The following is a 25,925-nucleotide window of genomic DNA, read 5'->3' as shown; positions in this document are numbered from 1 at the left end:
CGGAGGCGACGATAACGTCAGTTGCACTTCAGCTCATGCGGCGTCGGATCGTAGCCCGGCATGCCCGGCACGCCGTATCCCGGCGTGACCACGACCGCGAGATCGTCGGCCGCCGGCTTCTTGTTGAACCACTTCTCGTAGAACTTTGCCATGGTGCCGTCCTTCTTCATGCAGTCGAGCGCATCCTGCAGCTCGGCGCGAAGCTTGGGATTGTCCTTCGGGACGGGCGCGGCCCAGTGGGCGCGCGTTTCGGCGAGTTCGAGGTCGGCGATGAACTGCGGGTTCTTGGACGCCGCGTAGACGATCGTGGTGTTGCCACCCAGCGTCGCGTAGGCGCGGCCGGAGAGAACGGCCTGCGTGGCGTCGGGCTGCGTGTCGTAGACCTGCACGGTGAAGCCGTGCTGCTCTGCCATCTTCTTGGCGAGCGTCTCGTAGGGCGTGCCCTTGTTCACGGCCACGGCCTTGCCTTTCAGGTCGGCCCAGCTCTTGATCGGCGCGCTGCCCTTCTTGATGCCGAACTGGAACGCGGTCCACAGGTAGCCGGCGGTGAACAGCATGTTCTCGGCGCGCTCCTTGGTCACCGTGGTCGGTGCCGCGATGAAGTCGTAGCGGCCTGACTGCATGCCCGGGATCAGGGTGGAGAAGCTCACGGCATCGATCGTGATGTCGCGCTTCATGCGCTTGGCGGCCTCGGTGAAGACGTCGATCTGGAAGCCTTCGACACCGCCGCCCAGCTTCGGCATGGCGTGCGGTGCGAAGGTGCCATCGACGCCGGTGCGCAACGGCGGCTTCTTGTCCTGGGCCAACGCGGGGCTCGCGCACATCAGGGCCGCGAGGGCCAGCGCGGCAAAGCGACGGTTCAGCATTTTCTCAGTTTCCTTCCCATGAAATCCCCAAGCGGCAACGTTAGATCAGGCATTGTTGAATAGCAATTTAGAGGCCATCTTGCGGCCCATGTCCGACCGCATCCTCGTCATCAATCCCAACTCCACCGAAGCCGTCACCCGCGGCATCGACACCGCCATGGAGCCGTTGCGCATCACCGGTGGTCCGACCATCGAATGCGTGACGCTGAAGGACGGTCCGCCCGGCATCGAGAACCAGGGACATGTCGAGCAGGTCGTTCCCCTGATCGGCGCCATGGTGAAGCAACGCGACAGGGACTGCTCGGCCTTCGTGATCGCCTGCTATTCGGACCCCGGCCTGCATGCCGCGCGCGAACTGACGACCAGACCGGTGCTGGGCATCGCCGAGTGCGGCATCCTGACCGCCCTCACCCTCGGGCAGCGCTTCGGCGTGATCTCGATCCTGCGCAAGTCGATCCCGCGTCACCTGCGCTACGTCGGCCAGATGGGCCTCAACGATCGCATGGCGGGCGACCGGGCGATCGGGCTCGGGGTCGTCGAGCTCGCCGACGAGGCCCGTACCTTCAGCCGCATGGCCGAGGTCGCCGCCGAGCTGCGCGACGAGGACGGCGCCGACGTGCTGGTGATGGGCTGCGCCGGCATGGCGCGCTACCGCGACCGCCTGCAGCGCCACGTCGGCCTGCCCGTGGTCGAGCCCAGCCAGGCCGCGGTCTCGATGGCGATCGGCCGCAGCCGACTGAATTGGAGCTAACGACGGGGGCGGACCGTCACTCGGCCGCAGCCTTGACGACCGGCGCCGCGGGAAACTCCATGCGGTCGTCGGTGCGGCAATAGCGGTCGGCGAACATGCGGCCGACCGGATGGTACTTGTCCATGTGCACGCGCATCGCCTTGGGGTCCCACAGCTCGTCGCGGATGTGGAAGCGCGAGCCCTCGCCGATCACGAGCTGGCGGTCGTCCTTCACGTTGATGACCTGCCAGGTCTTGCACTCCATCGCCCATGGCGCGTCGGCCAGGCGCGGCGTCTTGATGTCGACCGACGGCGCGAGCTTCAGGCCGAGATAGTCCGGCTCGCCGACGTCCGGCGGAAAATCACCGCTCGATTGGTGCATCTTGAGCGCCAGCGGCTCGTCGGTCAGGTTGACCACGAACTCGCCGGTGCGCTGGATGTTGGTCCAGGTGTCCTTGAGGCGCCCGTCCGGCCGCTTGTTGATGGCGAACATGCAGAGCGGCGGGTCCTCGGCAAAGACGTTGAAGAAGCTGAACGGCGCGGCGTTGACGACGCCCGTCGGCCCCAGCGTCGTCACCCAGGCGATCGGCCGCGGCAGCACGAAGGCCGTCAGGATCTTGTAGCGATCGTGCGGATTAACGTCGGAAGCGGCGTATTGCATGACCCTGTTCCTCAGTTCGACGGTTCGAGCTTCACGCCGGTGCGCTCGCTGATCAGCTTGTAGTGCTCCGGGCGGCGGTGCTTGGCGAAGTTGAAGGTGGTGTTGCGGATGTATTCCCCGAGGCCGAGGTCACAATCGTAGGAGATGACCTCGTCGTCCTCGGTCGTGCCCTTGGCCACGATCTCGCCAGTCGGCGCGACGATCACCGAACCGCCATGCAGCCAGAACCCGTCTTCCTTGCCGGCCTTGGCCGTCGCCACGACCCAGATGCCGTTCTGATAGGCAGCTGCCTGCAACGACAGCATGTGGTGGAACACACGCAGGTACGGCGGCTCATGCGGCGCGTAGACGTTGTCGCTGGGCGTGTTGTAGCCCAGCACCACCATCTCGGCGCCCTTCAGCGCCATGACGCGGAACGTCTCCGGCCAGCGGCGATCGTTGCAGATGCACTGGCCGACGATCACCTCGTCCTTGAACATCTTCCAGACGTTGAAGCCCAGGTTGCCGACCTCGAAGTACTTCTTCTCGAGATGCTGGTACGGCACCGTCGGACGATGCTCGTCGTGGCCGGGCAGATGGACCTTTCGGTACTTGCCAATCAGCCTGCCGTCGGGTCCCACCAGGATCGACGTGTTGAAGTGATGCGTCGATCCCTCTTCCTCGGTCCGCTCCGCATAGCCCAGGTAGAAGCCGATGCCCTTCTCGCGCGCCAGCTCGAACAGCGGCAGCGTGTCCGGGCTCGGCATCTGGCTCTCGAAGTACTTCTCGACCTCGTTGGGATCCTCCATCCAGTAGCGCGGGAAGAAGGTCGTGAGCGCGAGTTCGGGAAACACGACGAACTTGGAGCCGCGGCTGTCGGCCTCCTTCAGCATCTCGATCATGCGCTTGACCACGCTCGCGCGGCTGTCGGCGAGATGGATCGGACCCAGCTGGGCGGAAGAGACTTTGAGACGGCGGGACACTTGCTTCACTCCTCTAGAACAGCGGCTTCAGGCCGAAGCGCGACATGGCCTGCAGTTCGGGCGCGCTCTGGCCGATGGGCCTGGACGAATCGGGCGAGGCGCAGGGCAGGAACTGGCCCGAGCCCCGCTCGGCGTTGAGCTTGCCGTCTTCGACGACGACACGGCCACGGCTCACCACGGTGACAGGCCAGCCCTTGAGCTGACGTCCCTCGTAGGGCGTGTAGCCGACATTGTCGTGCAGGTCCTTCCAGGTGACCGTCACATCCTTGTCGGCATCCCAGATCGCGAAGTCGGCATCGGAGCCGACCGCGATCGTGCCCTTCCTCGGATAGAGGCCATAGAGCTTGGCGTGGTTGGCGGAAGTCAGCGCCACGAACTGCTGCAGGGTGATGCGGCCCTTCTGGACGCCTTCCGAGAACAGCATCGGCAGGCGGATCTCGAGGCCGGGCACGCCGTTCGCCATCTCCTTGAAGGTCGTCTTATCGCCCTTGGGAATCTTGCCGCCGGCATTGAACTGGTACGGCGCATGGTCGGACGAAAAGGTCTGGAACGTGCCGTCCTTCAGCGCCGCCCAAACGGCTTCCTGTGCCGCCGAATCGCGCGGCGGCGGGCTGCAGCACCACATGGCGCCCTCGACGCCGGGCTTGTCCATGTCGTCGGCGGTCAGCGCGATGTATTGCGGGCAGGTCTCGCCGAAGATCTTCAGCCCCTTCTTCTGCGCCTGGCGCAGCGTCTCGATCGCCTCGATCTCGGACATGTGGACCAGCAGCAGCGGCGCATCGACCAGCCGCGCCAGCGAGATCGCGCGGTTGGTCGCCTCGGCCTCGGCGATGCGGGCATGGGCGATGGCGTGGAACTTCGGCGCGCCATGGCCCTGGTCGACCAGGTGATGCGCCAGCCACTGGATCATGTCGTGGTTCTCGGCATGCACCATGACCAGCGCACCGTCGCGCCGCGCCACGGCCAGGATGTCGAGGATCTGGTAGTCGCTGACCTTCATAGCGTCGTAGGTCATGTAGATCTTGAACGAGGTGTAGCCGTCCTTGATCAGCGCCGGCAGCTCCTGACCCAGTGCCTGCGGTGTCGGATCGGTGACGATCAGGTGGAAAGCGTAGTCGATCACCGCCTTTGGCGTCGCCGCCTCGTGATAGTCGTTCACCACCTGGCGCAGCGACATGCCGCGATGCTGGGCGGCGAAGGGAATGACCGTGGTGGTGCCGCCGAACGCGGCGGAGACGGTGCCGGTATAGAAATCGTCGGCGCACATCACGCCCATGCCCGACTTCTGTTCGATGTGGCAGTGGCTGTCGACGCCACCCGGCAGCACGAACTTAGCCCCGGCATCGATCTCCCGCGTGCCCTTGCCCTTGAGGTCGGGGCCGATCTCGACGACCTGGCCATCCTTGACGGCGATGTCACCCTCGGTCTGGCGCTCGGCCGTAACGATCTTCGCGTTGCGAACGATCAAATCATACTCAGCCATTCTTCCTACTCCGCCGCCTTGGCGAGACGGCCGGCGGCCGCCAGACGCCGCTCGAGGCGCGCAATCATTCCATCGAGTTCGCTCTTGTCCGCCGCCGTCAGCGACGAACCGGGCGCCCGCTGCTTCGGGCTCTTGATGGCCCCGCGCCGGAACAGCACTTCCTTGCGCAGCGCCAGGCCGATCGCCGGCTGTACCTCGTGGCGCACCAGGGGCAGATAGATGTCGAACAGGTCCTCGGCCTCCTCCGCCTTTCCCTGAGCGAAGAGGTCATAGACCTGCACCAGCATCTCGGGCCAGGCAAAGCCGGTCATCGCGCCGTCGGCGCCGCGACGCATCTCCTGCGGATAGTAGAGCCCGCCATTGCCGACGAGTATCGACACCCGACGCCGGCCCGGCTTCTTCTCGCCCTCGCGCACCTTTGTCAGCTTGGCGAGACCTGGTGCGTCCTCGTGCTTCAGCATGACGAGTTGCGGGAACTCGTCGACCAGCCGCTCGAACACGTTGACCGGCAAGTAGACACCGGTGGTCTGCGGATAATCCTGGTACACGACCGGGATGTGCGGGCCGAGCGCCTGGAAGACCTGCGTATAATAATTGTAGAGGCCCTCGTCGCCCTTGAGGCCGGGAGGCGGCGCGACCATCACGCCGGCGGCGCCAGCCATCATCGCCTCGTGCGAGAGACGACGAACGTTCTCCAGTCCGGCATGGCTTACACCCACGATCACCTGCCGGCCCTGGGCCCGGCCGATCACGCGGTTGACCACCGAAAGAGATTCGTCGGCCGTGAGCTTGTGCGCCTCGCCCATCATGCCGAGCAGCGTGAATCCATGTACGCCGCAGCCCAAATAAAAATCGGTCAAGCTGTCGACGCTCTGCAGGTCGACCGCGCCCTCGTCCGTGAAGGGCGTGGCGGCGATGATGTAAACGCCCTTTGCCTGCTCGTTCAGCTTTCCTGATGACATCGTCGACCTTCCTCGGCGCGGTTCTTGCAACACCCCAGGAATGAGGTTGCAGCGATCATGCCAGTCGCCGGGCGCTTGTCGAGCGTTGCGGCGGTGGCAAGCGTTCTTACCCGAAGCGGGGCAGGTGTCGAAGTAAATGGCGCGGCATATCGCTCATCGATTGATGATTTCGTTTCCGGTCCTGCTGGGGGTGCTGCTCATCGGCTTCCTGCTGCTGCAGGTCGTGCCCACGGATCCGGCAACGGTCGTCGCCGGACCGACCGCAACGAAAGCGGAGATCGACGCCATCCGCAACGACCTCGGGCTGAACCAGCCGCTCTGGGTCCAGTTCGGGCGCTATCTGGGCCGCGTCTTCCAACTCGATCTCGGCCGCTCCATGATCTCCAACCGCGCCGTCGTCGACGAGATCGCCCTCACCCTCTGGCCGACCATCGAGCTGATGCTGGCCTGCCTGATCTGGGCGGTGCCGCTCGGCATCACCCTGGGGACCCTCGCCGCCCGCCGCCGCGGCACGGTGATCGACCGCGCGATCATGGCGCTCTCGGTCATGGGCGTGTCGGTGCCGATCTTCTGGGTCGGCCTGCTCCTGATCCAGTATGTCGGAGGTGCAGGCCTGTTGCCCTTCCAGGGGCGCAACGGGCCGATTTGGACCGCCGACGGCTTCATGAGCATCATCCTGCCGGCCGTGACCCTGGGCGCCGTCTTCATCGGCCCGGTTGCGCGCATGACCCGGACCTCCCTTCTGGAAACGCTGGGCGCCGACTATGTGCGCACCGCCCGCGCCAAGGGCGCCTCGGACTGGCGCGTGACGATCCGCCATGCGCTGCGCAATGCGATGATCCCCGTCATCACGCTGGTCGGCCTGCAGATCGGCTTCCTGCTGGGCGGCTCCATCGTGACCGAGACCATGTTCGCCTGGCCGGGCGTCGGCCGCATGGCGGTTGGCGCCATCACCTCGAGCGACTTCCCGTTGGCACAGGGTGCGATCCTGATCCTCGCCGTCGGCTTCATGTCGATCAACCTGCTGGTCGACGTCCTCTACGCCTATCTCGATCCGAGGATCGCCCGCGGATGACCGACGCCGCCCTTCCCCTGCAGAGCCAGGCCGACCAGAGCGCCATCGCAGCGATCCGGCGCAAGAACGCCATATGGCGGCGCATCCTGCGCGATCCGCCGGCCGCCCTCGCGGCGCTCTTCCTCATCGTGATCGTCGGGGCGGCGATCCTCGCGCCCTGGATCGCGCCCTTCGACCCCTATGCCTCCAACATGCGGCTGCGCCTCTGCCCGATCGGCGGCGCGCGCTGCCCGGATTTCCTGCTGGGCGCCGACAACCAGGGCCGCGACATGCTCAGCCGGATCCTGTTCGGGCTGCGCGCCACCCTGGGCATCGGCATCGTCGCCGTCATGGTCGGCGGCGGACTGGGCGCGCTGATCGGCTTGAGCGCGGCCTATTTCAAACGCCTCGACCAGCCGCTCATGCGCCTGGTCGATGTGCTGCTCTCCTTCCCCTCGATCCTGTTCGGCCTGGCCATCGCGGCCGTCATGGGCACCGGCCTCTTCTCTCTCGTGGTCGCCCTCAGCATCGCCTCGGTCCCGTCGATTGCCCGCATCGCCCGCGGGGCCGCGCAGTCGATCATGCAGCAGGAATACATGGAAGCGGGCCGCGCGGTCGGTCTCGGCGACGGGGCGCTGATCTGGCGGTATCTCGCCCTCAACTGCTGGCCGACCATCCTGATTTACATGACCCTACAGCTCGGCCAGGCGATCCTGCTGGGCGCCGCGCTCTCGTTCCTCGGCCTTGGCGCCCAGCCGCCGACCGCCGAGCTGGGCAGCATGGCTGCCGACGGCCGCAAGTTCCTGTCGATCGCACCACACGTTTCGACCCTGCCCTGCGCAGCGATCTTCCTCGTGGTGCTCGCATTCAATGTCCTGGGGGATGCGCTGCGCGACGCCCTCGATCCGAAGTTGAGGCAATAACTCGAAACAGCAGGAGGTGTGGGCATGAGAAAGTTGACAGTGGCAACGCTGGCCGCGATGGCCGTAGCAGGTATTGCGGCACCGGCGATGGCGCAGAAGAGCGTGACGATCGTGCGCGAGATCGACACCGACCGCTACGATCCGCACAAGTCGACCGCCCGCTCGGGCGCCGAGGTCATCTACATGATGGGTGACACCATGGTGAACCTCGACTTCGACATGAAGACGTTGAAGCCGGGCCTCGCTAAGAGCTGGACGGTGTCGCCGGACGGTCTCACCTACACGTTCAAGCTGCGCGACGACGTCACCTTCTGCAGCGGCAAGAAGATGACGGCCAAGGATGTTGTGGCCACCTACGAACGCTGGCTCGATCCCGAGACCAAGGGTCTCGTGAAGTGGCGCATGGGCGACGTCGACAAGGTGACCGCACCCGACGACTTTACCGTCGAGTACAAGCTCAAGAAGCCGTTCTCCGAGCTGCTCTACCAGATGACGCAGTACTTCCACACGGTGCTGAACGTGGAGCAGGCCAAGCAGCTCGGCGCCGACTTCGGCGTGAAGGGCTTCGACGGGACCGGCCCCTACTGCTTCGAGAGCTGGACGCCGCGCGACTCGACGGTGCTCAGCAAGCACAAGGGCTACAAGTGGGGCCCGCCGATCTACGACTACACCGAGGCGCAGGTCGACAAGGTGATCTGGAAGGTGGTGCCGGAAGAGAACACCCGCGTTACCGCGCTGCAGGCCGGCCAGGCCGATGCCAGCCAGTACGTGCCCTACTGGTCGATCAAGGAGCTGCAGTCCAACAAGAACCTCTCGGTGACCAAGGCCGAGAACTTCTTCTGGACCTACTTCATCGGCTTCAAGGTCGACAAGGAGCTGGTCAACGACGTGCGCGTCCGCCAGGCGATGAACCTCGCCGTCGACCAGAAGGCGATCACCGAGGCCGTGACCTTCGGCTTCGCCGATCCGGCCTCGACGATGCTGATGCCCAACGTCCTCGACTTCAACGGCAAGCTCAACCGGGCGGCCTATGGCGAGAACATCAAGGAGGCCGACAGGCTGCTCGACGAGGCGGGCTGGAAGAAAGGCGCCGACGGCTTCCGTTACAAGGACGGCAAGAAGCTGGCGCCGGTCATCTATGGCATCTCCGGCGCTTTCAAGGAGATCGCCGAAGCCGTGCAGGGCGACCTGCGCAAGGTCGGCGTCGACCTGCAGATCCAGCTGTTCGACGCGACGGTCGCCTGGGGCAAGCTCGCCACGCAGGAGTTCGACGCCTTCGGCATGAGCTTCCCGTATGTCAGCGCGGGCGACGCACTGAACCTCTACTTCCGGTCGACCAATGCGCCGACCCCGAACCGCATGAACTGGAAGGACAAGGAAACCGACGAGCTGCTCGACAAGGGCTCCACTGCCCTCGACGAAGCCACGCGCGCCGCCTCGTATCAGGCGGTGCAGCAGAAGGTGCACGATGCCTTCGTCTGGATCCCGCTGTTCCACGAGCCGCTGTTCGTCGTGGCAGGCGCCAAACTGAAGCCCATCAAGGCCCACGGCAATTATGGCTGCGGCCTCTACAAGGGCCTGGGCCTCGCCTACAAATAACCAGCAGTCAGCCAAGCAACCGGAGCGAAGCGCGTATGAAGACGACCAAGATCGCCGGCCTCGACCACGTCGTTGCGTGGGACGAGGCCGAAGGGCGGCACGTCTATCTCGAAAATGCAGATCTCGTGTTCAAGGGCAACGAGATCGCCCATGTCGGACCGGATTACACGGGCCCGGTCGACACGACCATCGACGGCAAGGGGATGATGGCCATCCCCGGCCTCGTGAACGTGCACAGCCATCCCTTCTCCGAGCCTGCCAACAAGGGCCTGACCGAGGAGTATGGCAGCGACAAGCTCGGACAGAGCTCGCTCTACGAATACCTGACGGTCTTTGGGCTCAACCCCGAGGATGCCGGCCCCTCGTCCAAGGTGGCGGTCTCCGAGCTGTTGAAGAGCGGCGTGACGACCATCACCGACCTGTCGATGGCGCGCCCCGGCTGGGCCGACGATCTCGCGGCGACCGGCATCCGCGCCGTCGTCTGCCCGATGATGCGCCAGGGCGTCTGGTACACGAAGAACGGTCACACGGTCGAATATGCCTGGGACGAGAAAGCCGGCGAGAAGGCCTTCGAAGCCTCGATGGCGACGCTCGACGAGGCCGCGAAACATCCCAGCGGCCGCATTTCCGGGATGGTCGGGCCGGCGCAGATCGATACCTGCCGCGAGGGCTTCTTCAAGGAAGCCCTGCAGGAAGCCAGGCGTCGCGGCCTGCCGATGCAGACCCATGCCTGCCAGGCCGTCGTCGAGTTCCACGAGATGGTCCATCGCCACGGCAAGACGCCCATCGAATGGCTCGACTCGATCGGCGTGCTGGGACCCGACCTCATCATCGGCCATGGCATCTTCCTGAACGACCATCCGCAGATCCACTATCCGCATGCCAACGACTTCGAGCGGCTACGCGACTCCGGCGCGTCCGTCGCACACTGCCCGACCGTCTTCGTGCGGCGCGGCATGGTGATGAATTCGATCGGCCGCTACATGGATGCGGGCATCACGGTCGGCATCGGCACCGACACCTTCCCGCACAACATGCTCGATGAGATGCGGCTGGTCTGCTACCTCGCCCGCGCCGTCACCATGAACTACAAGATGGGCACGACGCGGCACGCCTTCGAGGCGGCCACGATCGGCGGCGCCCGGATGCTGCGCCGGTCCGACCTTGGACGCCTCGCGCCGGGCTGCAAGGCCGACTTCTCGCTGGTCGACATGAGCCATCCCTACATGCAGCCGGCCCACGAGCCGGTGCGCAGCCTGATCTACTCGGCGGGCGACCGCGCCATCCGCCACGTCTATGTCGACGGCAATCAGGTCGTGAAGGACGGCAAGGTCCTGACGGTGGATGTCGAAGCCGCGACCGCCGGTCTGGTCGAAGGCCAGCGAAAGCGGCTCGAAACGGTGAGCCAGCGCGATTGGGCCGGCCGCACCGCCGACCAGCTCGCGCCCCCGGTCTACGGCACGCGCGATCGCCTGCCGCAGTCCCGGCCTGTGACGTAAGGCGCAACGTGAGCGACGCCGCTCCCCTCCTCGAAGTGAAGGGCCTGCGCACGGAGTTCCGCTCTGGCGGCAGTTCCTTTGCCGCCGTCGACGGCATCAGCTTCTCGCTGGCGCCGGGCGAGACATTGGGCATCGTGGGCGAATCCGGCTGCGGCAAGTCAGTGACGTCACTGTCGATCATGCGGCTGGTGCCCAATCCACCCGGCAAGATCACGGCAGGCGAGATCAGGCTGGAAGGTCGCAACCTCCTCGACCTGCCGGAAAGCGACATGCGCGCCGTGCGCGGCGACGACATCGCCATGATCTTCCAGGAGCCGATGACCAGCCTCAACCCGGTACAGACCGTGGGCGATCAGATCATCGAGGCGGTCCAGCTCCACCGTTCGCTCAGCGCCGCCGAGGCCCGCGCCCGCGCACTCGAAATGCTGCAGCTGGTAAAGATCCCCTCGCCCGAGACCCGGCTCGACGAGTATCCCCACCAGCTCTCGGGCGGCATGCGCCAGCGCGTGATGATCGCCATGGCGCTGGCCTGCGACCCGAAGCTCCTGATCGCCGACGAACCGACCACCGCGCTCGACGTCACCATCCAGGCGCAGATCCTCGACCTGCTGCGCGACCTGCGCGAGCGCACCGGCGCGGCGATCATGCTCATCACTCACGATCTCGGTGTGGTGGCCGAGCTCGCGCACCGGGTGATCGTCATGTATTCCGGCCGCATCGTCGAGGAAGCGCCGGTCGGCCTGCTGTTCGCCGACCCGCAGCACCCCTATACGCTCGGCCTGCTGGGCTCGATCCCACGACTGGGCAGCGATGGCGACGAGCGCCTGACCGCTATCGAGGGGGTCGTGCCTAACCCCTACGCGCTTCCGCCCGGCTGCCGCTTCAGCCCGCGCTGTGCCCTCGCCGACGCGAGATGCCGCGCCGAGCAGCCCGCCCTGCGCGAGATCGCGCCCGGCCATCGCGCCGCCTGCTGGAAGGCGCCGCTCGACCTGATTCTCGCCGAGGCCGCCGAATGAGCACCGAGCCCCTCCTCTCCGTCGCCGGCCTCGCCAAGCACTTCCCGGTAAAGCGCGGCATCGTATTCCAGAGCGCGGTCGGCATCGTGCGCGCGGTCGATGGTCTCACCTTCGACGTGGCGCCGGGCGAGACGCTGGCGCTGGTCGGCGAATCGGGCTGCGGGAAGTCGACGACGGGCCGGCTGGTGCTGCGCCTGATCGAGGCGACTCAGGGCACCATCCGCTTCGAGGGTCGCGACGTGCGCGGCCTTTCGCGGGGAGCGCTGCGCGACCTGCGCCGCGACATGCAGATCATCTTCCAGGATCCCTACGCGTCGCTGAATCCGCGGCTGACCGTGGGCGAGACGTTGGCCGAACCGCTGCGCCTGCACGGGATCGCCTCAGGCGCGGCCCTGCGCAAACGCATCGACGAGCTGCTGGGCGAGGTCGGCCTTTCGGCGTGGCACGCGCTGCGCTACCCGCACGAATTCTCCGGCGGCCAGCGCCAGCGCATCGGCATCGCCCGGGCGCTGGCCTCGCAGCCCAAGCTGATCGTCTGCGACGAGCCGGTCTCGGCGCTCGACGTGTCGATCCAGGCGCAGGTCATCAACCTGTTGCAGGACCTGAAGCGCAAGCTGGGGCTGTCCTATATCTTCATCGCCCACGACCTCGCCGTCGTGCGCCACATCTCCGACCGGGTCGCGGTCATGTATCTCGGCAAGATCGTCGAACTGGCGCCCAAGCGCAGCCTGTTCGCCCGGCCGCGGCACCCCTACACGCAGGCACTGTTGTCGGCCGTGCCGGTGCCCGATCCGACCGCCCAGCGCGCCCGCATCCGGCTGGCCGGCGACGTGCCGAGCCCGCTCAATCCGCCCCGCGGTTGCCGCTTCCACACGCGCTGCGCCTACGCCCAGGACCGCTGCCGTCAGGAGGAGCCTGCGTTGCGCCCGCTGCAGGACGGCAGCGGCGTCGAGGGCCAGGTCGTGGCCTGCCACTTCGCCGAAAGCATCGTGCCGCCGGCCCTCGTGCCGGAGAACGACCCGCCCTATGCGCGCCGTCTCGCGGCGCTGCGCAAGCTCTCGGTGGCGGCTTGACCGCGGCTCATGCCAGGGGAATCACGTCTTCGATCCTGGCATCCAGGACGAGGTCGTCGGAGGCACCGAGGAGCCACAGCGAGACCACGTCGATCGTGAGGATGGGACGGTCCCACCACCGCTCGATGAGGTCGCGCAGTGCCTCCGCTTCCATGGAGTCCAGGTGATCCAGGAAGTTGAACAGACCGACGAGGTACAGGTCCGTTTCCGGTCTGCCGAGGATCCGTTGAATCTCCCGTAGCGAGTTCGCGCCGTTCCGGCACTCCGGATAGACGCGAAGGTAGAGGCGGCCGACATTGACGTTGCCGGAGAACAGGCCTCGCAGTTCGACGCGCAATGGGCCGAGCCGCCTGAGTGCCGCCCGTTCAACGTCGGAGACAAGGTGCGGCACGTCTTTCGAGAGAGATCCGCAGATCGTTGCGTGGAGCTTCGCCCGACGTCTTGCCAGAAGGTCCCAGGCGATCTTGCTCCCGAAGGGCGATTGCCTGAGCGCGAGCTCCAGCTCCCGATAGGCGACGGACTTCTCCAGCGCATCGGGAGGAACCGGCAACACCAGCGAGAAGATGCGTTCGTGCCGCCCCATGCGATAGGTCGCGCCCAGCCGCGAACGTATGACGTCGGGATGGTCCGGAGCGATTAGCGGCAGGTGCGCAAGTCGATAGGCCTCGTCCAGCCGAAGCTTCTCGCCAGGCGCGAACCGCGTCCGGCTCCGGAGGTAACCGAGTTTCGCATCGGGACAGAAGTCGTCCAAGCCGATTTCCTAGGCGTCGGGCACGCCCGAGGTCGTCGAATACTCGAAGTGCAGCGGCGTCTCGGGGTGGATCAGCGCGTAGGCCGAACGCGCCGCGATCGCGGCTTCGGCGAAGCCGGTCAGGATCAGCTTCAGCTTGCCCGGATAGGTGACGACGTCGCCCACACCGAAGATCCCGGCCTTGCTCGTCGCCGCCGTCGCGGGATCGACCTCGATCTGGTTGCGTTCCAGCGCAAGTCCCCAGTCGGCGATCGGCCCCAGCGACATCGACAGGCCGAAGAACGGCAGCAGCACGTCGGCTTCGATGCGCTTCGTCGCCCCTTCGAGCGTGGCGACCGTTACCGCCGTGAGCTGGCCATCCTCGCCTTCGAGCCCGTGGAGCTGGTACGGCACGACGAGGTCGACCTTGCCCTGCTTCGCCAGCGCCTTGAGCCGTGCCTCGCTGTCGGGCGCGGCGCGGAACCTGTCGCGGCGGTGGATCACCGACACGCGGCCGGCGATCTCGGCCAGCGACAGCGCCCAGTCGACCGCCGTGTCGCCGCCCCCGGCGATCACCACGCGCTTGCCACGAAAGGCCTCGCGCTGGGTGACGTAGTAGAAGACGCTCTTGCCTTCGTAGGCCTCGATGCCCGGCAGCGGCGGACGGTTGGGGCCGAAAGCACCGACACCGGCGGCGATGATCACCGCCTTGGCCTGCAGCACGGTGCCCTTGGACGTCGTCACCCGCCAGAACCCGCCGGTCAGCGGCTCCAGCGCCTGAACCTGCTCGCCCAGGTGATAGACCGGCCGGAAGGCCGCCGCCTGGGCCTTCAGGCGGACGATCAGCTCGGCTGCCTCGATCCGGGGGAAGCCGGGAATGTCGTAGATCGGCTTCTCGGGATACAGCGCCGTGCACTGACCACCGGCATCGTCCAGCACATCGATGACATGGCAGTTCAGGCGGACCATGCCGCACTCGAAAACGGCAAAGAGGCCAACCGGCCCCGCCCCAATGATGATGACGTCGGTCTGCTGCGCGTGTCCGTGGGCCATGGTCACAAATTGGCCCACCTGCTGCGCAAATGAAAGGCCCTTGGCCGCACCTCAGAGGCGCAGAACCAGGGCCGGAATTGGTAGCTGGCGGCGACCTTTGCCGCAAAAGAGGACATCAAGGACTTTGCCGCTCCCCCGGGGAGCCCTAGGGCTAAGGCATGTGAAGCTTTCCGTCGTCTCGACCAAAGCGCGCAGCGCGAAGTGGAAAGACCTTCGCTCCACCAAACGCTGGCTATTCGCGGAGTGAAGGTCTCTCCACTCCGCCTCGACGCTCGGCTTCAGTCGAGACGACGGGTAAACGGGCGACATGCGATAGCCCCCGGGGAGCCCGGGGCATTGCGGCGCAAGGATTTGCCGCAAGTGGCTCCCACCGCTCAGGCGAGTCCATACTGCGGCTCCTGTGCCGGCAAAGGCAAAAGGTGGCTCCTGCCGTCGTTCACGTCAGTCCATGAGTTCAAGGGAGTGTCAGTTTGATGTTTGGTCCTGCCTATTTTCTTTCAGGCGATTCATTCCTGAAAAGAACGGCTGTCGAGGATGCAGCTCGGCAGCGGCTTGCGCCGGTGTTCTCCAGGTGGATCGGCAGAGAGGAGATAAAAGTTCGAAGCGAGGAATTGCCTTCGCGCCTCGATGTATCGGAGCGAGTGGCGCTCCTGGAGAAAATGGTTCCAGCGCATGGCGAAGCAGGGCAGGAAGTGTTGATCGGAAGATCATCCGGCGGCCGCGTGGCGACCGTGTTTGCCATGCGTCGGCCGGTCAAAGCGGTCATCTGCTTCGCTTACCCGTTCCGACATCCGAATAGTGTGTTGGAGCCGATCCGCTTCAGCCACCTCGCGCATATCACGGTCCCTACGCTGATCTTCCAGGGGACGCGGGATGCCTACGGAGCAATCGACATCACCGAAAACTACGCGCTTTCGCCGGCAGTAACCGTGAGATTTGTGGACACCGACCATGATTTTGATTTGCCACCGTCCGGGTGGGACGCGGTTGCCCAGCAGGTGATAAAGTTTCTGGATAGCGTTCAAAGACAGTTGCCGGTCAAGGGGGCGCGTTTCGACGAGGCCTTCTACCTGAGGACTCATCCCGATGTGGCCGCGGCAATTGCCGCCGGGGAGTACGTCTCCGGTGAACATCATTTCAAATTGAAGGGACGTCGGAAGGGTCGACGCTTCCGGCTTCTGGCAGACACCTGAGATTTGAAGTCTGGGTGCAATTCGTCGTTTCGCAAATCGCTGCGAAACCGCCACGCGACGCCCATGCTGGGCACCAAACGTCGATCGGCTCCCTCCGATCAGGCTCTCCCTGCTCCCACCAACCGATTGTGGAAGGTTTTCAATCGGTTGGTGAGGGAGTTGGTAGCTGGGGGCGGACTTGAACCGCCGACCCCGGCATTATGAGTGCCGTGCTCTAACCAGCTGAGCTACCCAGCCACGGGTGCGCGCTTTTATGCGGCCGAGCCTCGATCTGTCAAGAAACGAGCGGCATCGCTCAGGCGCCGACCGGGGCGCCGTCCATGTCGCCCGCCGCCTCCCCCAGGAAGCGCAGGATCGTGGGCGCAATGTCGACGAGGCTCGTCGGCCGGCCGGCCTCGCCCTGGCCGAACGCGGTATGGATGAAGGTCAGGAACGGACGGGTTTCGGCCGGTCCCAGGCCGCCATGGTGGCCGCAGCCGATTTCCGGCGTACCCTCGCCGTCCTCGACCAGCCAACGCGTGCCGGCGACGCCATGGTCGTTGCGTTCGTCGTGACGGGTGGTGTCCACGGCGGCCACCAGCGCGTCAGCCGTCAGGCCGGTCGCGGCCAGCGCCTCGCCGGTCAGGATCGAACCGGCCCACGGTTCACGGTGCATCTTCGGCAACAGATCTTCGACCGCCGCTCTGGCCGCACCCATCGCGTAGATCAGTGCCGAGGTGCCCTGCGACGCGACGCCAACGCGGGCCTCGCTCCGTTCGCGCTCGAGGCCGTTCTCCGCCAGCCAGTTGCCGATATGGACGGAGCGGCCGATCGTCTCGTGGCCGTGGTCCGAACCGACAGCCAGCAACGTATCGAACCGCTGCTCATGCGCCGCCACCGTCTCGACGACCTGCGCCACCAGCCGGTCGGTGATCTCCAGCGCATGGATATGCGCGGGCGAGCCCAGCGGATCGTGGTGCAGGGTGAGGTCGGGGTTCGCGAGCCACAGGATGGCCAACCGGAAGCCGTCGGACGGCACGACCTCTTCGCAGAAGCGCCGGGTCATCTCGATGTCGCCGTCGAGATCGTGGCTCACGTCGAGATGGGCGTCACCGGTGAGCGACGTTCCACCGGGGCCGAACGAGCCGGCGCGGTGCAGCACCGTGCCGAAATGATCGGGATCGAGAAAATACGCCGCACCGGGCGAGACGTTCGAATAGGCGACCTGGCCGCCCGACTTAGCCAGCCGCTCGGCCATCGTGGGAACACGCAGGGTGCGGCCCGTCACGCGGCGCATGGTCTGTCGGAAGGACGGCGCGCCGACATTGTGCACGGTGATGCGGCCGTCCTCGACCAGCGCCATCTGGTTGCCTTCGAGGCCGTGGCGGCCGGGAAAACAGCCGGTCGCGATCGAGGCGGCGGAGACGCGTGTGACCGAGGGAAAGACCGCGCGATGATCGTCGGCGCGGAAATGGCCGGCCAGCAGGCGCGCCAGGGTCGGCGTGTGGGCTTCGCTGACCCACTCGGCACCGAGGCCGTCGCATACGATCAGGATCGCCCTACGGGGCCGGGAAACGTTCATCAGACCATGATAGACCATGCCCGGCCTCGGGAAATCGTCATTCCGGCTGGATGCCTGCCTGCGAAACGATGCGATCGCTCTTCGCCACCTCGTCGCGCACGAACTGGCGGAACTGCTCGGCCGTCGAGCCGACCGGTACCGCACCCTGGTCGCGCAGCGCGCTCTGGACCTCGGCGGCAGCCAGCGCGCCGACGAGCCCGACGCGCAGCCGATCCACGATCTCCTTCGGTGTACCCTTCGGCACCGCGACACCGACCCAGGTGTTGAACTCGTAGCCGGGGAAACCCAGCTCGGCCATCGTCGGCACGTCGGGCAAGGCCTCCGACCTCGCCGCCGAGGTCACGGCGAGCGCCCGCAGCTTGCCCGAGCGGACCAGCGGCACGGCCGGCGGCACGCTGCTCACGGCCATGTCGATGTGCCCGCCCACGGCATCCTGCACCAGCGGACCCGAGCCCTTGTAGGGAATGTGGAGAAACTTTGCCTTGGCCATGCTCGACAGAAGCTCGGCCGCGAGATGCTGCGGGCTGCCGCTGCCGATCGATCCGTAGCTCACCGTGTCGGGCCTGGTGCGCGCGGCTTCGATCAGCTCCTTCAGCGATCGCGTCGAGTTCGCCGGCGCGACGAAGACCAGGGGGAAAGTCGCCACCAGGGTCACCGGCTCGAAGTCGGTGCGCGGATCGTAGGTCATGTTCTTGAACAGGCTGGCGTTGATCGCCATTTCACTCGCCGCGCCGAACAGGACCGTGTAGCCGTCGGCCGGCGCCTTCGCGACGCTCGCGGCGCCGATCATGCCGGTGGCGCCGGGCTTGTTCTCGATGACCACGGTCTGCCCGAGCACGTCGGACAGGCGCGCCGCCATCGCGCGCCCGGTGATGTCGGTGCCGCCGCCCGGCGGGTAGGGAATGATCAGCTTGACCGGCTTGGCGGGATAGTCGTCCGCGCGCGCCCCGGAAGGGGCCGCCGCGGCAAACGCCAGGAGGAGCGCCGCGAGGGAATCGCGGCGCGAGAAAGGACGCTGGGTGTGTTCGCTCGTCATGCCCGGCCTTATCCGGGCAACCGGTGACGCGACGATTACAGCTTCATGGCGAGCGTCGGATGAAGCCGCCGCCCAGCACGCGACTGCCTGTCGCGGCGTCGTAGATCACGCAAGCCTGTCCCGGCGACACGCCGATTTCCGGCTCGGCGAAGCGCACGACCGCCCCCTCCGCCGTCAGCTCGATCTCCGCAGGACGCAAGGACTGGCTGGAGCGCACGCGAACCTGCACCGGCAGACGTCCCTCGTGAGGAAAATCCAGCCAGTTCACGTCATATAGCGTGATCTCGTCACGGCCGAGCGCCGACCTCGGACCCACGACCACGCGGCGGGTCTTGGGCTCGAGGCGCACGACATAGAGGGGATCGTTATCGGTGCCGTCGCGCCCGCCCAGCGCCAGGCCGCGACGCTGGCCAACCGTGTAGCGCACGATGCCCTCGTGACGGCCGACGACATTTCCCGCCATGTCGACGATGTCGCCCGGCTCGACGGCCTCCGGCCGCAACTTCTGGACGACCGACGCATAATTGCCCTGTGGGACGAAGCAGATGTCCTGGCTGTCGGGCTTGTTCGCCACCACGAGATCGAAGCGCCCGGCGAGCGCGCGTGTCTCGCTCTTGGGCAGGTCGCCGAGCGGAAAGCGCAGGAAGTCGAGCTGCTCGCGCGTCGTGCCGAACAGGAAATAGCTCTGGTCGCGCGCCGGGTCGGCACCGCGATGCAACTCCGGTCCCGCCTCGCCCATCACACGGCGGACATAGTGGCCGGTCGCCAGCGCCTCGGCGCCGAGCTCGCGCGCCGTGCGCAGCAGGTCGCGGAACTTGACGGTGCGGTTGCAGGCGATGCAGGGCACCGGCGTCTCGCCGCGCGCATAGGCATCGGCGAAGGACTCCATCACCTCGGCGCGGAAACGGCTTTCATAGTCGAGCACGTAGTGCGGAATCCCGAGACGCTCCGCCACCTGGCGCGCGTCCTGGATGTCCTGGCCGGCGCAGCAGGCGCCCGCCTTGCCCACCGCGACGCCATGGTCGTAGAGCTGCAGGGTGACGCCCACGACGTCGTAGCCCTGCTCCTTGAGGAGTGCCGCCGTCACCGACGAATCCACGCCGCCCGACATAGCGACCACCACGCGGGTATCCGCGGGCGGCTTGTCGAGGCCGAGGGAATTCAGGGAAGAGGGAGGTGACATGGCGCGGCCTATATAGGCTTCGCCCCCTGGCCCCGCCAGCCGCGGCTAATCGCGGCGGTAGCCGCTGTCGCGGACGACCTTGGCGACGCCATTGCGGTCGTAGACGATGGCGACACGGTCGCCCATCTGGATGTCGCCGTCGTCGGGCTGTGCAACGGTCACGCGCTGGCCGTCGTCGCGCTGCACCGTGACTTCGATGCCGCGCCGGGGGGCGTTCTGGTCGATTGCCGTGCCTGCAATGCCGCCTGCCACGGCCCCCAGCAGGCCGCCGACCACCGCGCCGCCCGCCGAGTTGGTGATGGCACCGCCGGCCACGGCACCGCCGACCGCACCCAGGCCGCCGCCAATCAGCGTGCCGTCGCTCACGCCCGAGCCGCGGCTTCCACGCACCTGCACTTCACGGATCGAGACCACCCGTCCCTGCTCACCGCGATAACTCGCGCCTTGCGAGGAAGTGTTGACCACGCCGGGCTGTACCGTGCCGCTGCTGCCATTGCAGGCGCCCAGTCCCAACGCGAGGACGGCTGGAACGAGAAGGCCGACACGCCATGAGCCGAACATCAGAAAGACACCTTTCGCACTCTTCGATCAGAAAACGTGAGGAACTCAATCCGGGTTGCGCGACGTATCCCGCACCACCCGCGCCACACCGCGACCATCCTGCACGATCTGTACGCGGTCACCCAACTGGACGTCCCCGTCATCGCGCTGCGCCACGGTGACGCTCTGCCCGTCGTCACGCTGCACCGTGACCTCGATGCCGCGACCGCCGCTGCGCTGACCGTCGGCGATGGTACCGGCGATCGCACCACCGACCGTGCCGAGCAGCAGGCCGACCAGACCGCCACCCACCGTCTGACTGGTGATGGCGCCGATCGTGGCACCGACGCCTCCGCCGATGATGCCGCCCATCAGGGCCCCGTTGCCGCTACCCGAACCGCCGCTACCCGCCAGACCGACCTCACGAATCGAGACGACGCGACCTTGCCCACCAACCGGTGTGGCGTAGGCGACCTGGGTCGACGCGCCTGGCGGCGGCGGCGCGCTCGCCGGTCCGCCATAGACCGGCCCCGTAGAACTGACGATGCCGGGCTGAACGGCGTTGGACGCACAAGCGCCCAGTCCCGCTGCCAGCACCAGCGGCAGCAGCAGAGGACGCACTCTCGACGCCATCATGGGGACCCCTCCCGGATCATTATGTGTCGCCCATATTTCCGGCCAAATTGCGGCGCCAGGCAAGCGCCGACCTAGTCGCGCTCGTCGATCCAGGCCGCCTGGATCGCTTCCAGGATCTTCTCGTTCGAGCGCGCGGCATCGTCGGCGAAATCCGGCAGCTCCATCACCCAGCGATGCAGGTCGGTGAAGCGCAGGTTGACATTGTCGACGTCGGGATGACGCTCCTCAAGCTCGATCGCGATGTCCTGCACGTCGGTCCAGCGCAACTTGCGGGCCATCGGCCTCTCCTACTTGTCGACCATCATGTTGCGGGTCGCCGCCGGCAGCTTGACCACCAGCCCGTCGAGCGCTTCGGTCATGCGGATCTGGCATCCCAGGCGCGACGTGTGCGTGAGACCGAACGCAAGGTCGAGCATGTCCTCCTCGTCGTCGCTGGCGGGTGCGAGCTTCTCGAACCAGACGTTCTCGACCACGACATGGCAGGTCGAACAGGCGAGCGAGCCCTCGCAGGCGCCCTCGATGTCGACGTGGTTCCGGTGCGCGATCTCGAGCACCGAAAGGCCCAGCGGCGCATCGACTTCCTTGCGCGTCCCGTCCCGCAGGACAAACGTCATCTTCGGCATCTCTCGCTCTCTTGCTCTGCTACTCGCCGACCCGGTTTTCCAGCTCGCCCATGGACATGCCTGACAGCGCCTCCCGGATGCCGCGGTCCATGCGCCGCTCCGCGAAAGGCTTGGCCAGCACCTCGAGCGCCTCGGCCGCTGCATTGATCTCGTCCCGGCTCTCGCCTTCCATCGCCGTTTCCAGCCGCGCCCGCGCCGCATCGATCGCCGCGCGCTCTTCGCCCGACAGCAGTTTGCCATCCTTCGCGAGGGCTGCCTCCAGCGCCAGAATGCCACGCCTTGCCTCGACCCTCGCCTCGGTCAGGAGGCGCAGGTTCATGTCGGCCTCGGCATTGTCCATGCCGTCGTAGAGCATGTCGGCCATGTCCTCGTGGCTGAGGCCATAGGACGGCTTCACCTCAACGCGCTGGGCAACGCCGGTCGTGCGCTCCTCCGCCGAAACGGTGAGCAGCCCGTCGGCATCGACCGCGAAGCTAACGCGGATGCGGGCCGCACCCGCCGTCATCGGCGGAATGCCCGAAAGCTCGAAGCGGGCCAGGCTGCGGCAGTCGGCGACCATCTCGCGCTCGCCCTGCACCACGTGGATCGCCATGGCACTCTGGCCGTCCTGGTAGGTCGTGAAATCCTGCGCGAGCTGCGCCGGGATCGGCGTGTTGCGCGGCACGATCTTCTCGACGATGCCGCCCATCGTCTCGAGGCCGAGCGACAGCGGCGTCACGTCGAGCAGCAGCGTGTCGCCGCCGCCGGTCAAGGCCTCGGCCTGCAGGGCGGCGCCCAGCGCCACGACCTCGTCGGGGTCGATGTCGGTGAGCGGCGGCTTGCCGGTCATTTCGGCGACCTTGGCTCGTACCAGCGGCACGCGCGTCGAACCACCGACCAGCACGACACCCTCTATGTCCGCCGCAGCCATGCCGGCATCGGCCAGCACGTTGCGCGAGATGTCGAGGGTGCGCGCGACATAGGCGCCCACCATCGCGTCGAACCCGTCGCGCGTCAGCGTGTGGAAGGACGGGACGCCGGCGACCTCGAGACGGCCCGAGGTCTGGTCGCGGTCGGAAAGCTGTTCCTTCATGTGGCGGGCCAACGCCAGCGCGGCCTTGACCGCGGTCTCGTCGACCTCGTCGGCCAAGCCATCGCGGGTGCGCTCACCCAGCATGCGCTCTGCGATGGCGCGGTCGAAATCGTCGCCCCCCAGCGCTGTATCGCCGCCAGTGGCGAGCACCTGGAACACGCCCTTTTCGAGCCGCAGCAGCGAGAAGTCGAACGTGCCGCCGCCCAGATCGTAGACCGCGTAGAGTCCCTCGGAGCCCTTGTCGAGGCCGTAGGCCAGTGCGGCCGCCGTCGGCTCGTTGACCAGCCGCAGCACTTCGAGACCGGCAACCCGCGCGGCGTCGCGGGTCGCGGTGCGCGCGGCATCGTCGAAATAGGCCGGCACGGTGATGACGGCCCGTTCGACCGGCATTTCCAGCGCGGCCTCGGCACGGGTGCGCAGGGCCTTCAGGATCTCGGCGGAAATCTCGACCGGCGAACGCGCCCTGCCGCCGATGCGAAGCTTGACCATATCGGTTTCGCCGGTGCCTGGCTCGACCTCATAGGGCAGCACGCCGGCCACGGCATGAAGGTCGGCGGCGCCACGGCCCATCAGGCGCTTGATCGACGCCACAACGTTGCGCGGCTCACTGCCCACCAGAGCGCGCGCATCGTCACCGACCAGTACGCCGCCCGCCTCGGGATAGGCCACCACCGATGGCACCAGCGCCCTGCCCGTCTCGTCGTGCAGCGCCGCGGGTGTCCCGTCGCGCGCGATGGCAACCACGGAGTTGGTCGTGCCGAGATCGATGCCGACCGCCAGCGAGCCCTCGCCGGCATGCGGCAGGGGCGTTTCACCCGGCTCGTGGATCTCCAGCAAGGTCATGAAGTCGACCGTTCAATATTCATGCGTCGTGCCCGCGCTTCCTCGGCGAACTTGTCGAGGTAACGCAGGCGAAGGAGCGTCTTTCTGATGGCGGCCCTGTCGTTTGCCAAGAACAAACTGGCGAGCCCCGCCAGCGCCTTCCGGACATCCTGGCGCGCATCAGCGGCCAGCGTGTCGACCGCTTCGAGCGTTTCGGCGTCATGCAGCGCCTCGCGCGCTTCCATGGCTTCCATCAGCAGGTCCGGGTCGTCGATGGTCTTGCCGTCGCCCGGCAGTTCCACGCCGGCCCGCTCGGCCATGTAGAAGGCGCGGCTGAGCGGGTCCTTCAGGGTGCGGTAGGCTTCGTTGAGAGACGCAGCCTCCGCCGAGGCTCGCGCCCGTTCCTCGGGCGACCGGGAGACGAACCGGTCGGGATGCCACTGCCGCTGAAGCGCGAAATAGGCCCTGTCCAGCGCGGCGGCGTCGAGATCGAGCGCCGCCGGCAGTCCCAGCCGCGCGAAATGATCCATGACCGGTCTTCAGACGTGGAAGGATTCGCCGCAGCCGCAGCGGCCCTTCTCGTTCGGGTTCCGGAACACGAAGCCCGACTTCAGCTTCTCTTCCTCGTAGTCCATCTCGGTGCCGATCAGGAACAGCGAAGCCTTGGGGTCGACCAGAAGCTTGATGCCCTCGGCCTCGATGACCTCGTCCATCGGCTCCTGCTTGTCGGCGAACTCCAGCGTGTAGCTCAAGCCCGAGCAGCCCTTGGTACGCACGCCGATCCGGACGCCCGCCGTCGGCTTGCCACGACCGTCGATCAGCGCCTTCACGCGCTCGGCCGCGAGCGGCGTCACCGTCATGAGCTTCGGACGGGGGCGGCGCGGCCGCGGCGCGGCCGCTGCGGGCTTGGGAGTCTCGGTGGTCGTGGTCATACGAATGTGCTCCGGAATGGCTACTCGGCCGCGTCGGCCTTGTCGTCCTTCTTAGCGGCCTTGGCACGATAGTCGGCAATCGCCGCCTTGATCGCGTCCTCGGCAAGGACAGAGCAGTGGATCTTCACCGGCGGCAGCGCCAGGTGACGCGCGATGTCGGTGTTCTTGATCGCCTCGGCCTCGTCGATCGTCTTGCCCTTCACCCACTCGGTGACGAGCGAGCTGGAGGCGATCGCGGAGCCGCAGCCGAAGGTCTTGAACTTGGCGTCCTCGATCAGCCCGTCGGCGCCGACCTTGATCTGCAGCTTCATCACGTCGCCGCAGGCCGGTGCGCCGACCAGGCCGGTGCCGACATCCCCGGCCGTCTTGTCGAACGACCCGATGTTGCGCGGGTTCTCGTAGTGATCGATCAGCTTCTCGCTGTAAGCCATGACATTCTCCTCAATTCTCGAGCAGCGCCCGAAACGTCAGTGGGCAGCCCACTCGATGGATTTGATATCGATGCCTTCCTGGGCCATCTCCCAGAGCGGGCTCATCTCGCGCAGCTTGTTGACGTGGCGCACGAGCTCATCGACCGCGGTATCGACCTCGTGCTCCGTCGTGAAGCGGCCGAGGCCGATACGCAGCGACGTGTGCGCCATGTCTTCCTCGACGCCCAGGGCGCGCAGCACGTAGCTGGGCTCGAGCGAGGCCGAGGTGCAGGCCGAACCGGACGAAACCGCCAGGTTCTTGATGCCCATCATCAGCGACTCGCCTTCGACATACGCGAAGCTGATGTTGAGGTTGCCCGGAATACGGTGCTCGAGGTCGCCGTTGACGACGATATCCGTGAGCTTGGCCCGCAAGCCGTTCAGCATGCGCTCCTGCAGCTTCTTCAGCCGCTTGGCCTCGGCGTCCATCTCCTTCATGCAGATCTCGGCCGCCTCGCCCAGACCGACGCACAGCGGCGTCGGCAGGGTACCGGAGCGGAAACCGCGCTCCTGGCCACCGCCGACGATCATCGGCACCAGCCGCACCCGGGGCTTGCGGCGGACGTAGAGCGCCCCAATGCCCTTGGGCCCGTAGATCTTGTGACCCGAGATGCTCATCAGGTCGACGTTGAGCGCCTCGACATCGAGAGGGATCTTGCCGGCAGCCTGGGCCGCGTCGGTGTGGAAGAAGACTTTCTTTTCGCGGCAGATCCTGCCGATCTCGGCCAACGGCTGGATGACGCCGATCTCGTTGTTCACGGCCATGACCGAGACGAGGACCGTCTTGTCGGTGATCGCCGCACGCAGCACGTCGAGATCCAGCAGCCCGTCCTTCTGCACCGGCAGGTACGTGACCTCGAAGCCCTGTTGCTCCAGATGGCGGCAGGTATCGAGCACGCACTTGTGCTCGGTCACCGTCGTGATGATGTGGTTCTTCCGGTCCTTGTAGAACTCGGCCACACCGCGGATCGCGAGGTTGTTAGACTCGGTGGCGCCGGAAGTGAAGATGACTTCCTTCTCGTCGGCCCCGATCAGCCTGGCGACCTGGGCGCGCGCCTTCTCCGTGCCTTCCTCGGCTTCCCAGCCGTAGGCGTGGCTGCGCGAACCCGAGTTGCCGAACTTGTGGGTAAAATAGGGCATCATCGCCTCCAGGACCCGCGGGTCCATGGGCGTGGTGGCCTGATAGTCCAGGTAGATCGGCTGATCGTTGCGCCGGATTTGGGTAATGGCTGTCATGCTAACCCCT

Annotated in this window: 27 protein-coding genes and 1 tRNA gene; 8 read left to right on the top strand and 20 right to left on the bottom strand. The window is 66.4% G+C overall.

All coding sequences use genetic code 11. The annotated features are described in order from the left end of the window. Positions 1 to 17 precede the first annotated feature (17 nt). Positions 18 to 866 (bottom strand): transporter substrate-binding domain-containing protein, encoded by an 849-nt coding sequence (locus Q0Q48_RS07320; RefSeq protein ID WP_295136106.1) that lies wholly within the window; start codon positions 864 to 866, stop codon positions 18 to 20. Between the two features lie 88 nt (positions 867 to 954). Between Q0Q48_RS07320 and Q0Q48_RS07315 the strand changes: the two genes are divergently transcribed. Beyond that, the gene (locus Q0Q48_RS07315; RefSeq protein ID WP_295136104.1) at positions 955 to 1,617 is read left to right on the top strand and encodes an aspartate/glutamate racemase family protein; all 663 of its coding nucleotides are present in this window, start codon (positions 955 to 957) and stop codon (positions 1,615 to 1,617) included. Positions 1,618 to 1,633: 16 nt separating this feature from the next. Here the strand turns inward: Q0Q48_RS07315 and Q0Q48_RS07310 are convergent, their stop codons facing one another. The 4 genes from Q0Q48_RS07310 to Q0Q48_RS07295 are packed head-to-tail and all read right to left on the bottom strand — an operon-like array spanning position 1,634 to position 5,664. Then, positions 1,634 to 2,257 (bottom strand): flavin reductase family protein, encoded by a 624-nt coding sequence (locus Q0Q48_RS07310; RefSeq protein WP_295136102.1) that lies wholly within the window; start codon positions 2,255 to 2,257, stop codon positions 1,634 to 1,636. 11 nt (positions 2,258 to 2,268) lie between these two features. Then, positions 2,269 to 3,219, bottom strand: coding sequence for an N-carbamoyl-D-amino-acid hydrolase (locus Q0Q48_RS07305; protein WP_295136101.1), 951 nt, complete (start codon positions 3,217 to 3,219; stop codon positions 2,269 to 2,271). Positions 3,220 to 3,232: 13 nt separating this feature from the next. Next, complete coding sequence (gene hydA / locus Q0Q48_RS07300) at positions 3,233 to 4,702, bottom strand: dihydropyrimidinase (RefSeq protein WP_295136099.1); 1,470 nt, start codon at positions 4,700 to 4,702, stop codon at positions 3,233 to 3,235. 5 nt (positions 4,703 to 4,707) lie between these two features. After that, a complete protein-coding gene (locus tag Q0Q48_RS07295) occupies positions 4,708 to 5,664 on the bottom strand; it encodes a dihydrodipicolinate synthase family protein (RefSeq protein ID WP_295136097.1) in 957 nt (318 codons plus the stop codon). A 136-nt stretch (positions 5,665 to 5,800) separates the two neighbouring features. Here Q0Q48_RS07295 and Q0Q48_RS07290 point away from each other — a divergent pair, with 136 nt between their 5' ends. Genes Q0Q48_RS07290 through Q0Q48_RS07265 form a run of 6 tightly spaced genes read left to right on the top strand, consistent with a single transcriptional unit; the run spans position 5,801 to position 12,828 of the window. Next, positions 5,801 to 6,739, top strand: a complete 939-nt coding sequence (locus Q0Q48_RS07290) for an ABC transporter permease (protein WP_295136095.1) — start codon at positions 5,801 to 5,803, stop codon at positions 6,737 to 6,739. Next, positions 6,736 to 7,641, top strand: coding sequence for an ABC transporter permease (locus tag Q0Q48_RS07285; RefSeq protein WP_295136093.1), 906 nt, complete (start codon positions 6,736 to 6,738; stop codon positions 7,639 to 7,641). Before Q0Q48_RS07290 ends, Q0Q48_RS07285 begins: the two co-directional genes overlap by 4 nt. A gap of 24 nt (positions 7,642 to 7,665) precedes the next feature. Beyond that, positions 7,666 to 9,240 carry an ABC transporter substrate-binding protein gene (locus tag Q0Q48_RS07280; protein WP_295136091.1) on the top strand — a complete coding sequence of 525 codons (1,575 nt, stop codon included), beginning with the start codon at positions 7,666 to 7,668 and terminating at the stop codon, positions 9,238 to 9,240. A 35-nt stretch (positions 9,241 to 9,275) separates the two neighbouring features. After that, positions 9,276 to 10,739 carry an amidohydrolase family protein gene (locus tag Q0Q48_RS07275; RefSeq protein ID WP_295136089.1) on the top strand — a complete coding sequence of 488 codons (1,464 nt, stop codon included), beginning with the start codon at positions 9,276 to 9,278 and terminating at the stop codon, positions 10,737 to 10,739. An 8-nt stretch (positions 10,740 to 10,747) separates the two neighbouring features. After that, positions 10,748 to 11,755 carry an ABC transporter ATP-binding protein gene (locus Q0Q48_RS07270; RefSeq protein WP_295136087.1) on the top strand — a complete coding sequence of 336 codons (1,008 nt, stop codon included), beginning with the start codon at positions 10,748 to 10,750 and terminating at the stop codon, positions 11,753 to 11,755. After that, a complete protein-coding gene (locus Q0Q48_RS07265) occupies positions 11,752 to 12,828 on the top strand; it encodes an ABC transporter ATP-binding protein (protein WP_295136085.1) in 1,077 nt (358 codons plus the stop codon). Before Q0Q48_RS07270 ends, Q0Q48_RS07265 begins: the two co-directional genes overlap by 4 nt. Before the next feature lie 7 nt (positions 12,829 to 12,835). On the opposite strand, the gene Q0Q48_RS07260 is transcribed toward Q0Q48_RS07265, so the two are convergent. Beyond that, positions 12,836 to 13,411 carry a hypothetical protein gene (locus tag Q0Q48_RS07260; protein WP_295136083.1) on the bottom strand — a complete coding sequence of 192 codons (576 nt, stop codon included), beginning with the start codon at positions 13,409 to 13,411 and terminating at the stop codon, positions 12,836 to 12,838. A gap of 177 nt (positions 13,412 to 13,588) precedes the next feature. After that, positions 13,589 to 14,611 (bottom strand): NAD(P)/FAD-dependent oxidoreductase, encoded by a 1,023-nt coding sequence (locus Q0Q48_RS07255; RefSeq protein ID WP_295136081.1) that lies wholly within the window; start codon positions 14,609 to 14,611, stop codon positions 13,589 to 13,591. Between the two features lie 473 nt (positions 14,612 to 15,084). On the opposite strand from Q0Q48_RS07255, the gene Q0Q48_RS07250 reads away from it, so the two are divergent. Further along, entirely contained in the window at positions 15,085 to 15,804 is a 720-nt protein-coding gene (locus Q0Q48_RS07250; protein WP_295136079.1) for an alpha/beta family hydrolase, read from the top strand. A 160-nt stretch (positions 15,805 to 15,964) separates the two neighbouring features. On the opposite strand, the gene Q0Q48_RS07245 is transcribed toward Q0Q48_RS07250, so the two are convergent. The 13 genes from Q0Q48_RS07245 to Q0Q48_RS07185 all read right to left on the bottom strand — a co-directional run bounded on the left by Q0Q48_RS07245 (position 15,965) and on the right by Q0Q48_RS07185 (position 25,915). Next, positions 15,965 to 16,041 (bottom strand) — tRNA-Met (locus Q0Q48_RS07245). A 58-nt stretch (positions 16,042 to 16,099) separates the two neighbouring features. Then, complete coding sequence (locus Q0Q48_RS07240) at positions 16,100 to 17,365, bottom strand: alkaline phosphatase family protein (RefSeq protein ID WP_295136077.1); 1,266 nt, start codon at positions 17,363 to 17,365, stop codon at positions 16,100 to 16,102. Between the two features lie 37 nt (positions 17,366 to 17,402). Next, positions 17,403 to 18,401, bottom strand: a complete 999-nt coding sequence (locus Q0Q48_RS07235; RefSeq protein WP_295136075.1) for a tripartite tricarboxylate transporter substrate binding protein — start codon at positions 18,399 to 18,401, stop codon at positions 17,403 to 17,405. A gap of 43 nt (positions 18,402 to 18,444) precedes the next feature. Beyond that, positions 18,445 to 19,584, bottom strand: coding sequence for a tRNA 2-thiouridine(34) synthase MnmA (gene mnmA / locus Q0Q48_RS07230; protein ID WP_295136073.1), 1,140 nt, complete (start codon positions 19,582 to 19,584; stop codon positions 18,445 to 18,447). A 45-nt stretch (positions 19,585 to 19,629) separates the two neighbouring features. Then, positions 19,630 to 20,145, bottom strand: a complete 516-nt coding sequence (locus Q0Q48_RS07225) for a hypothetical protein (protein ID WP_295136071.1) — start codon at positions 20,143 to 20,145, stop codon at positions 19,630 to 19,632. 45 nt (positions 20,146 to 20,190) lie between these two features. Further along, positions 20,191 to 20,760: a hypothetical protein gene (locus Q0Q48_RS07220; protein ID WP_295136069.1), complete on the bottom strand. Its 570-nt coding sequence runs from the start codon at positions 20,758 to 20,760 to the stop codon at positions 20,191 to 20,193. A 71-nt stretch (positions 20,761 to 20,831) separates the two neighbouring features. Further along, a complete protein-coding gene (iscX, locus tag Q0Q48_RS07215; RefSeq protein ID WP_295136067.1) occupies positions 20,832 to 21,038 on the bottom strand; it encodes a Fe-S cluster assembly protein IscX in 207 nt (68 codons plus the stop codon). A gap of 9 nt (positions 21,039 to 21,047) precedes the next feature. Next, a complete protein-coding gene (locus Q0Q48_RS07210) occupies positions 21,048 to 21,383 on the bottom strand; it encodes a ferredoxin family 2Fe-2S iron-sulfur cluster binding protein (RefSeq protein ID WP_295136066.1) in 336 nt (111 codons plus the stop codon). A 19-nt stretch (positions 21,384 to 21,402) separates the two neighbouring features. Then, on the bottom strand, positions 21,403 to 23,298 hold the full coding sequence (hscA, locus tag Q0Q48_RS07205) for a Fe-S protein assembly chaperone HscA (RefSeq protein WP_295136064.1): 1,896 nt from the start codon (positions 23,296 to 23,298) through the stop codon (positions 21,403 to 21,405). Beyond that, complete coding sequence (gene hscB / locus Q0Q48_RS07200; RefSeq protein ID WP_295136062.1) at positions 23,295 to 23,807, bottom strand: Fe-S protein assembly co-chaperone HscB; 513 nt, start codon at positions 23,805 to 23,807, stop codon at positions 23,295 to 23,297. Before hscB ends, hscA begins: the two co-directional genes overlap by 4 nt. 9 nt (positions 23,808 to 23,816) lie before the next feature. Then, positions 23,817 to 24,209, bottom strand: a complete 393-nt coding sequence (locus tag Q0Q48_RS07195; protein ID WP_295136060.1) for an iron-sulfur cluster assembly accessory protein — start codon at positions 24,207 to 24,209, stop codon at positions 23,817 to 23,819. A gap of 20 nt (positions 24,210 to 24,229) precedes the next feature. Next, positions 24,230 to 24,640, bottom strand: coding sequence for a Fe-S cluster assembly scaffold IscU (iscU, locus tag Q0Q48_RS07190; RefSeq protein ID WP_295136058.1), 411 nt, complete (start codon positions 24,638 to 24,640; stop codon positions 24,230 to 24,232). A 36-nt stretch (positions 24,641 to 24,676) separates the two neighbouring features. Further along, the gene (locus tag Q0Q48_RS07185) at positions 24,677 to 25,915 is read right to left on the bottom strand and encodes an IscS subfamily cysteine desulfurase (protein ID WP_295136055.1); all 1,239 of its coding nucleotides are present in this window, start codon (positions 25,913 to 25,915) and stop codon (positions 24,677 to 24,679) included. Positions 25,916 to 25,925 lie beyond the last annotated feature (10 nt).

The sequence above is a fragment of the uncultured Reyranella sp. genome, assembly GCF_945957355.1.
Lineage (GTDB): Bacteria > Pseudomonadota > Alphaproteobacteria > Reyranellales > Reyranellaceae > Reyranella.
Note: the sequence above shows the minus strand (reverse complement) of the source record. Positions and strands in the feature narration are given on the sequence as shown.

What these genes read in the sequence shown, in the direction of transcription:
- Q0Q48_RS07275 (WP_295136089.1), top strand. Translation starts at nt 9,276, where the DNA reads ATGAAGACGACCAAGATCGCCGGCCTCGACCACGTCGTTGCGTGGGAC.
- Q0Q48_RS07240 (WP_295136077.1), bottom strand. Translation starts at nt 17,365, where the DNA reads ATGAACGTTTCCCGGCCCCGTAGGGCGATCCTGATCGTATGCGACGGC.
- Q0Q48_RS07315 (WP_295136104.1), top strand. Translation starts at nt 955, where the DNA reads ATGTCCGACCGCATCCTCGTCATCAATCCCAACTCCACCGAAGCCGTC.
- hscA (WP_295136064.1), bottom strand. Translation starts at nt 23,298, where the DNA reads ATGACCTTGCTGGAGATCCACGAGCCGGGTGAAACGCCCCTGCCGCAT.
- Q0Q48_RS07195 (WP_295136060.1), bottom strand. Translation starts at nt 24,209, where the DNA reads ATGACCACGACCACCGAGACTCCCAAGCCCGCAGCGGCCGCGCCGCGG.
- Q0Q48_RS07285 (WP_295136093.1), top strand. Translation starts at nt 6,736, where the DNA reads ATGACCGACGCCGCCCTTCCCCTGCAGAGCCAGGCCGACCAGAGCGCC.
- Q0Q48_RS07260 (WP_295136083.1), bottom strand. Translation starts at nt 13,411, where the DNA reads ATGGGGCGGCACGAACGCATCTTCTCGCTGGTGTTGCCGGTTCCTCCC.
- Q0Q48_RS07225 (WP_295136071.1), bottom strand. Translation starts at nt 20,145, where the DNA reads ATGTTCGGCTCATGGCGTGTCGGCCTTCTCGTTCCAGCCGTCCTCGCG.
- iscX (WP_295136067.1), bottom strand. Translation starts at nt 21,038, where the DNA reads ATGGCCCGCAAGTTGCGCTGGACCGACGTGCAGGACATCGCGATCGAG.
- Q0Q48_RS07250 (WP_295136079.1), top strand. Translation starts at nt 15,085, where the DNA reads ATGTTTGGTCCTGCCTATTTTCTTTCAGGCGATTCATTCCTGAAAAGA.
- mnmA (WP_295136073.1), bottom strand. Translation starts at nt 19,584, where the DNA reads ATGTCACCTCCCTCTTCCCTGAATTCCCTCGGCCTCGACAAGCCGCCC.
- Q0Q48_RS07220 (WP_295136069.1), bottom strand. Translation starts at nt 20,760, where the DNA reads ATGATGGCGTCGAGAGTGCGTCCTCTGCTGCTGCCGCTGGTGCTGGCA.
- hscB (WP_295136062.1), bottom strand. Translation starts at nt 23,807, where the DNA reads ATGGATCATTTCGCGCGGCTGGGACTGCCGGCGGCGCTCGATCTCGAC.
- Q0Q48_RS07255 (WP_295136081.1), bottom strand. Translation starts at nt 14,611, where the DNA reads ATGGCCCACGGACACGCGCAGCAGACCGACGTCATCATCATTGGGGCG.
- Q0Q48_RS07280 (WP_295136091.1), top strand. Translation starts at nt 7,666, where the DNA reads ATGAGAAAGTTGACAGTGGCAACGCTGGCCGCGATGGCCGTAGCAGGT.
- hydA (WP_295136099.1), bottom strand. Translation starts at nt 4,702, where the DNA reads ATGGCTGAGTATGATTTGATCGTTCGCAACGCGAAGATCGTTACGGCC.
- Q0Q48_RS07185 (WP_295136055.1), bottom strand. Translation starts at nt 25,915, where the DNA reads ATGACAGCCATTACCCAAATCCGGCGCAACGATCAGCCGATCTACCTG.
- Q0Q48_RS07310 (WP_295136102.1), bottom strand. Translation starts at nt 2,257, where the DNA reads ATGCAATACGCCGCTTCCGACGTTAATCCGCACGATCGCTACAAGATC.
- Q0Q48_RS07290 (WP_295136095.1), top strand. Translation starts at nt 5,801, where the DNA reads ATGGCGCGGCATATCGCTCATCGATTGATGATTTCGTTTCCGGTCCTG.
- Q0Q48_RS07265 (WP_295136085.1), top strand. Translation starts at nt 11,752, where the DNA reads ATGAGCACCGAGCCCCTCCTCTCCGTCGCCGGCCTCGCCAAGCACTTC.
- Q0Q48_RS07210 (WP_295136066.1), bottom strand. Translation starts at nt 21,383, where the DNA reads ATGCCGAAGATGACGTTTGTCCTGCGGGACGGGACGCGCAAGGAAGTC.
- iscU (WP_295136058.1), bottom strand. Translation starts at nt 24,640, where the DNA reads ATGGCTTACAGCGAGAAGCTGATCGATCACTACGAGAACCCGCGCAAC.
- Q0Q48_RS07295 (WP_295136097.1), bottom strand. Translation starts at nt 5,664, where the DNA reads ATGTCATCAGGAAAGCTGAACGAGCAGGCAAAGGGCGTTTACATCATC.
- Q0Q48_RS07235 (WP_295136075.1), bottom strand. Translation starts at nt 18,401, where the DNA reads ATGACGAGCGAACACACCCAGCGTCCTTTCTCGCGCCGCGATTCCCTC.
- Q0Q48_RS07320 (WP_295136106.1), bottom strand. Translation starts at nt 866, where the DNA reads ATGCTGAACCGTCGCTTTGCCGCGCTGGCCCTCGCGGCCCTGATGTGC.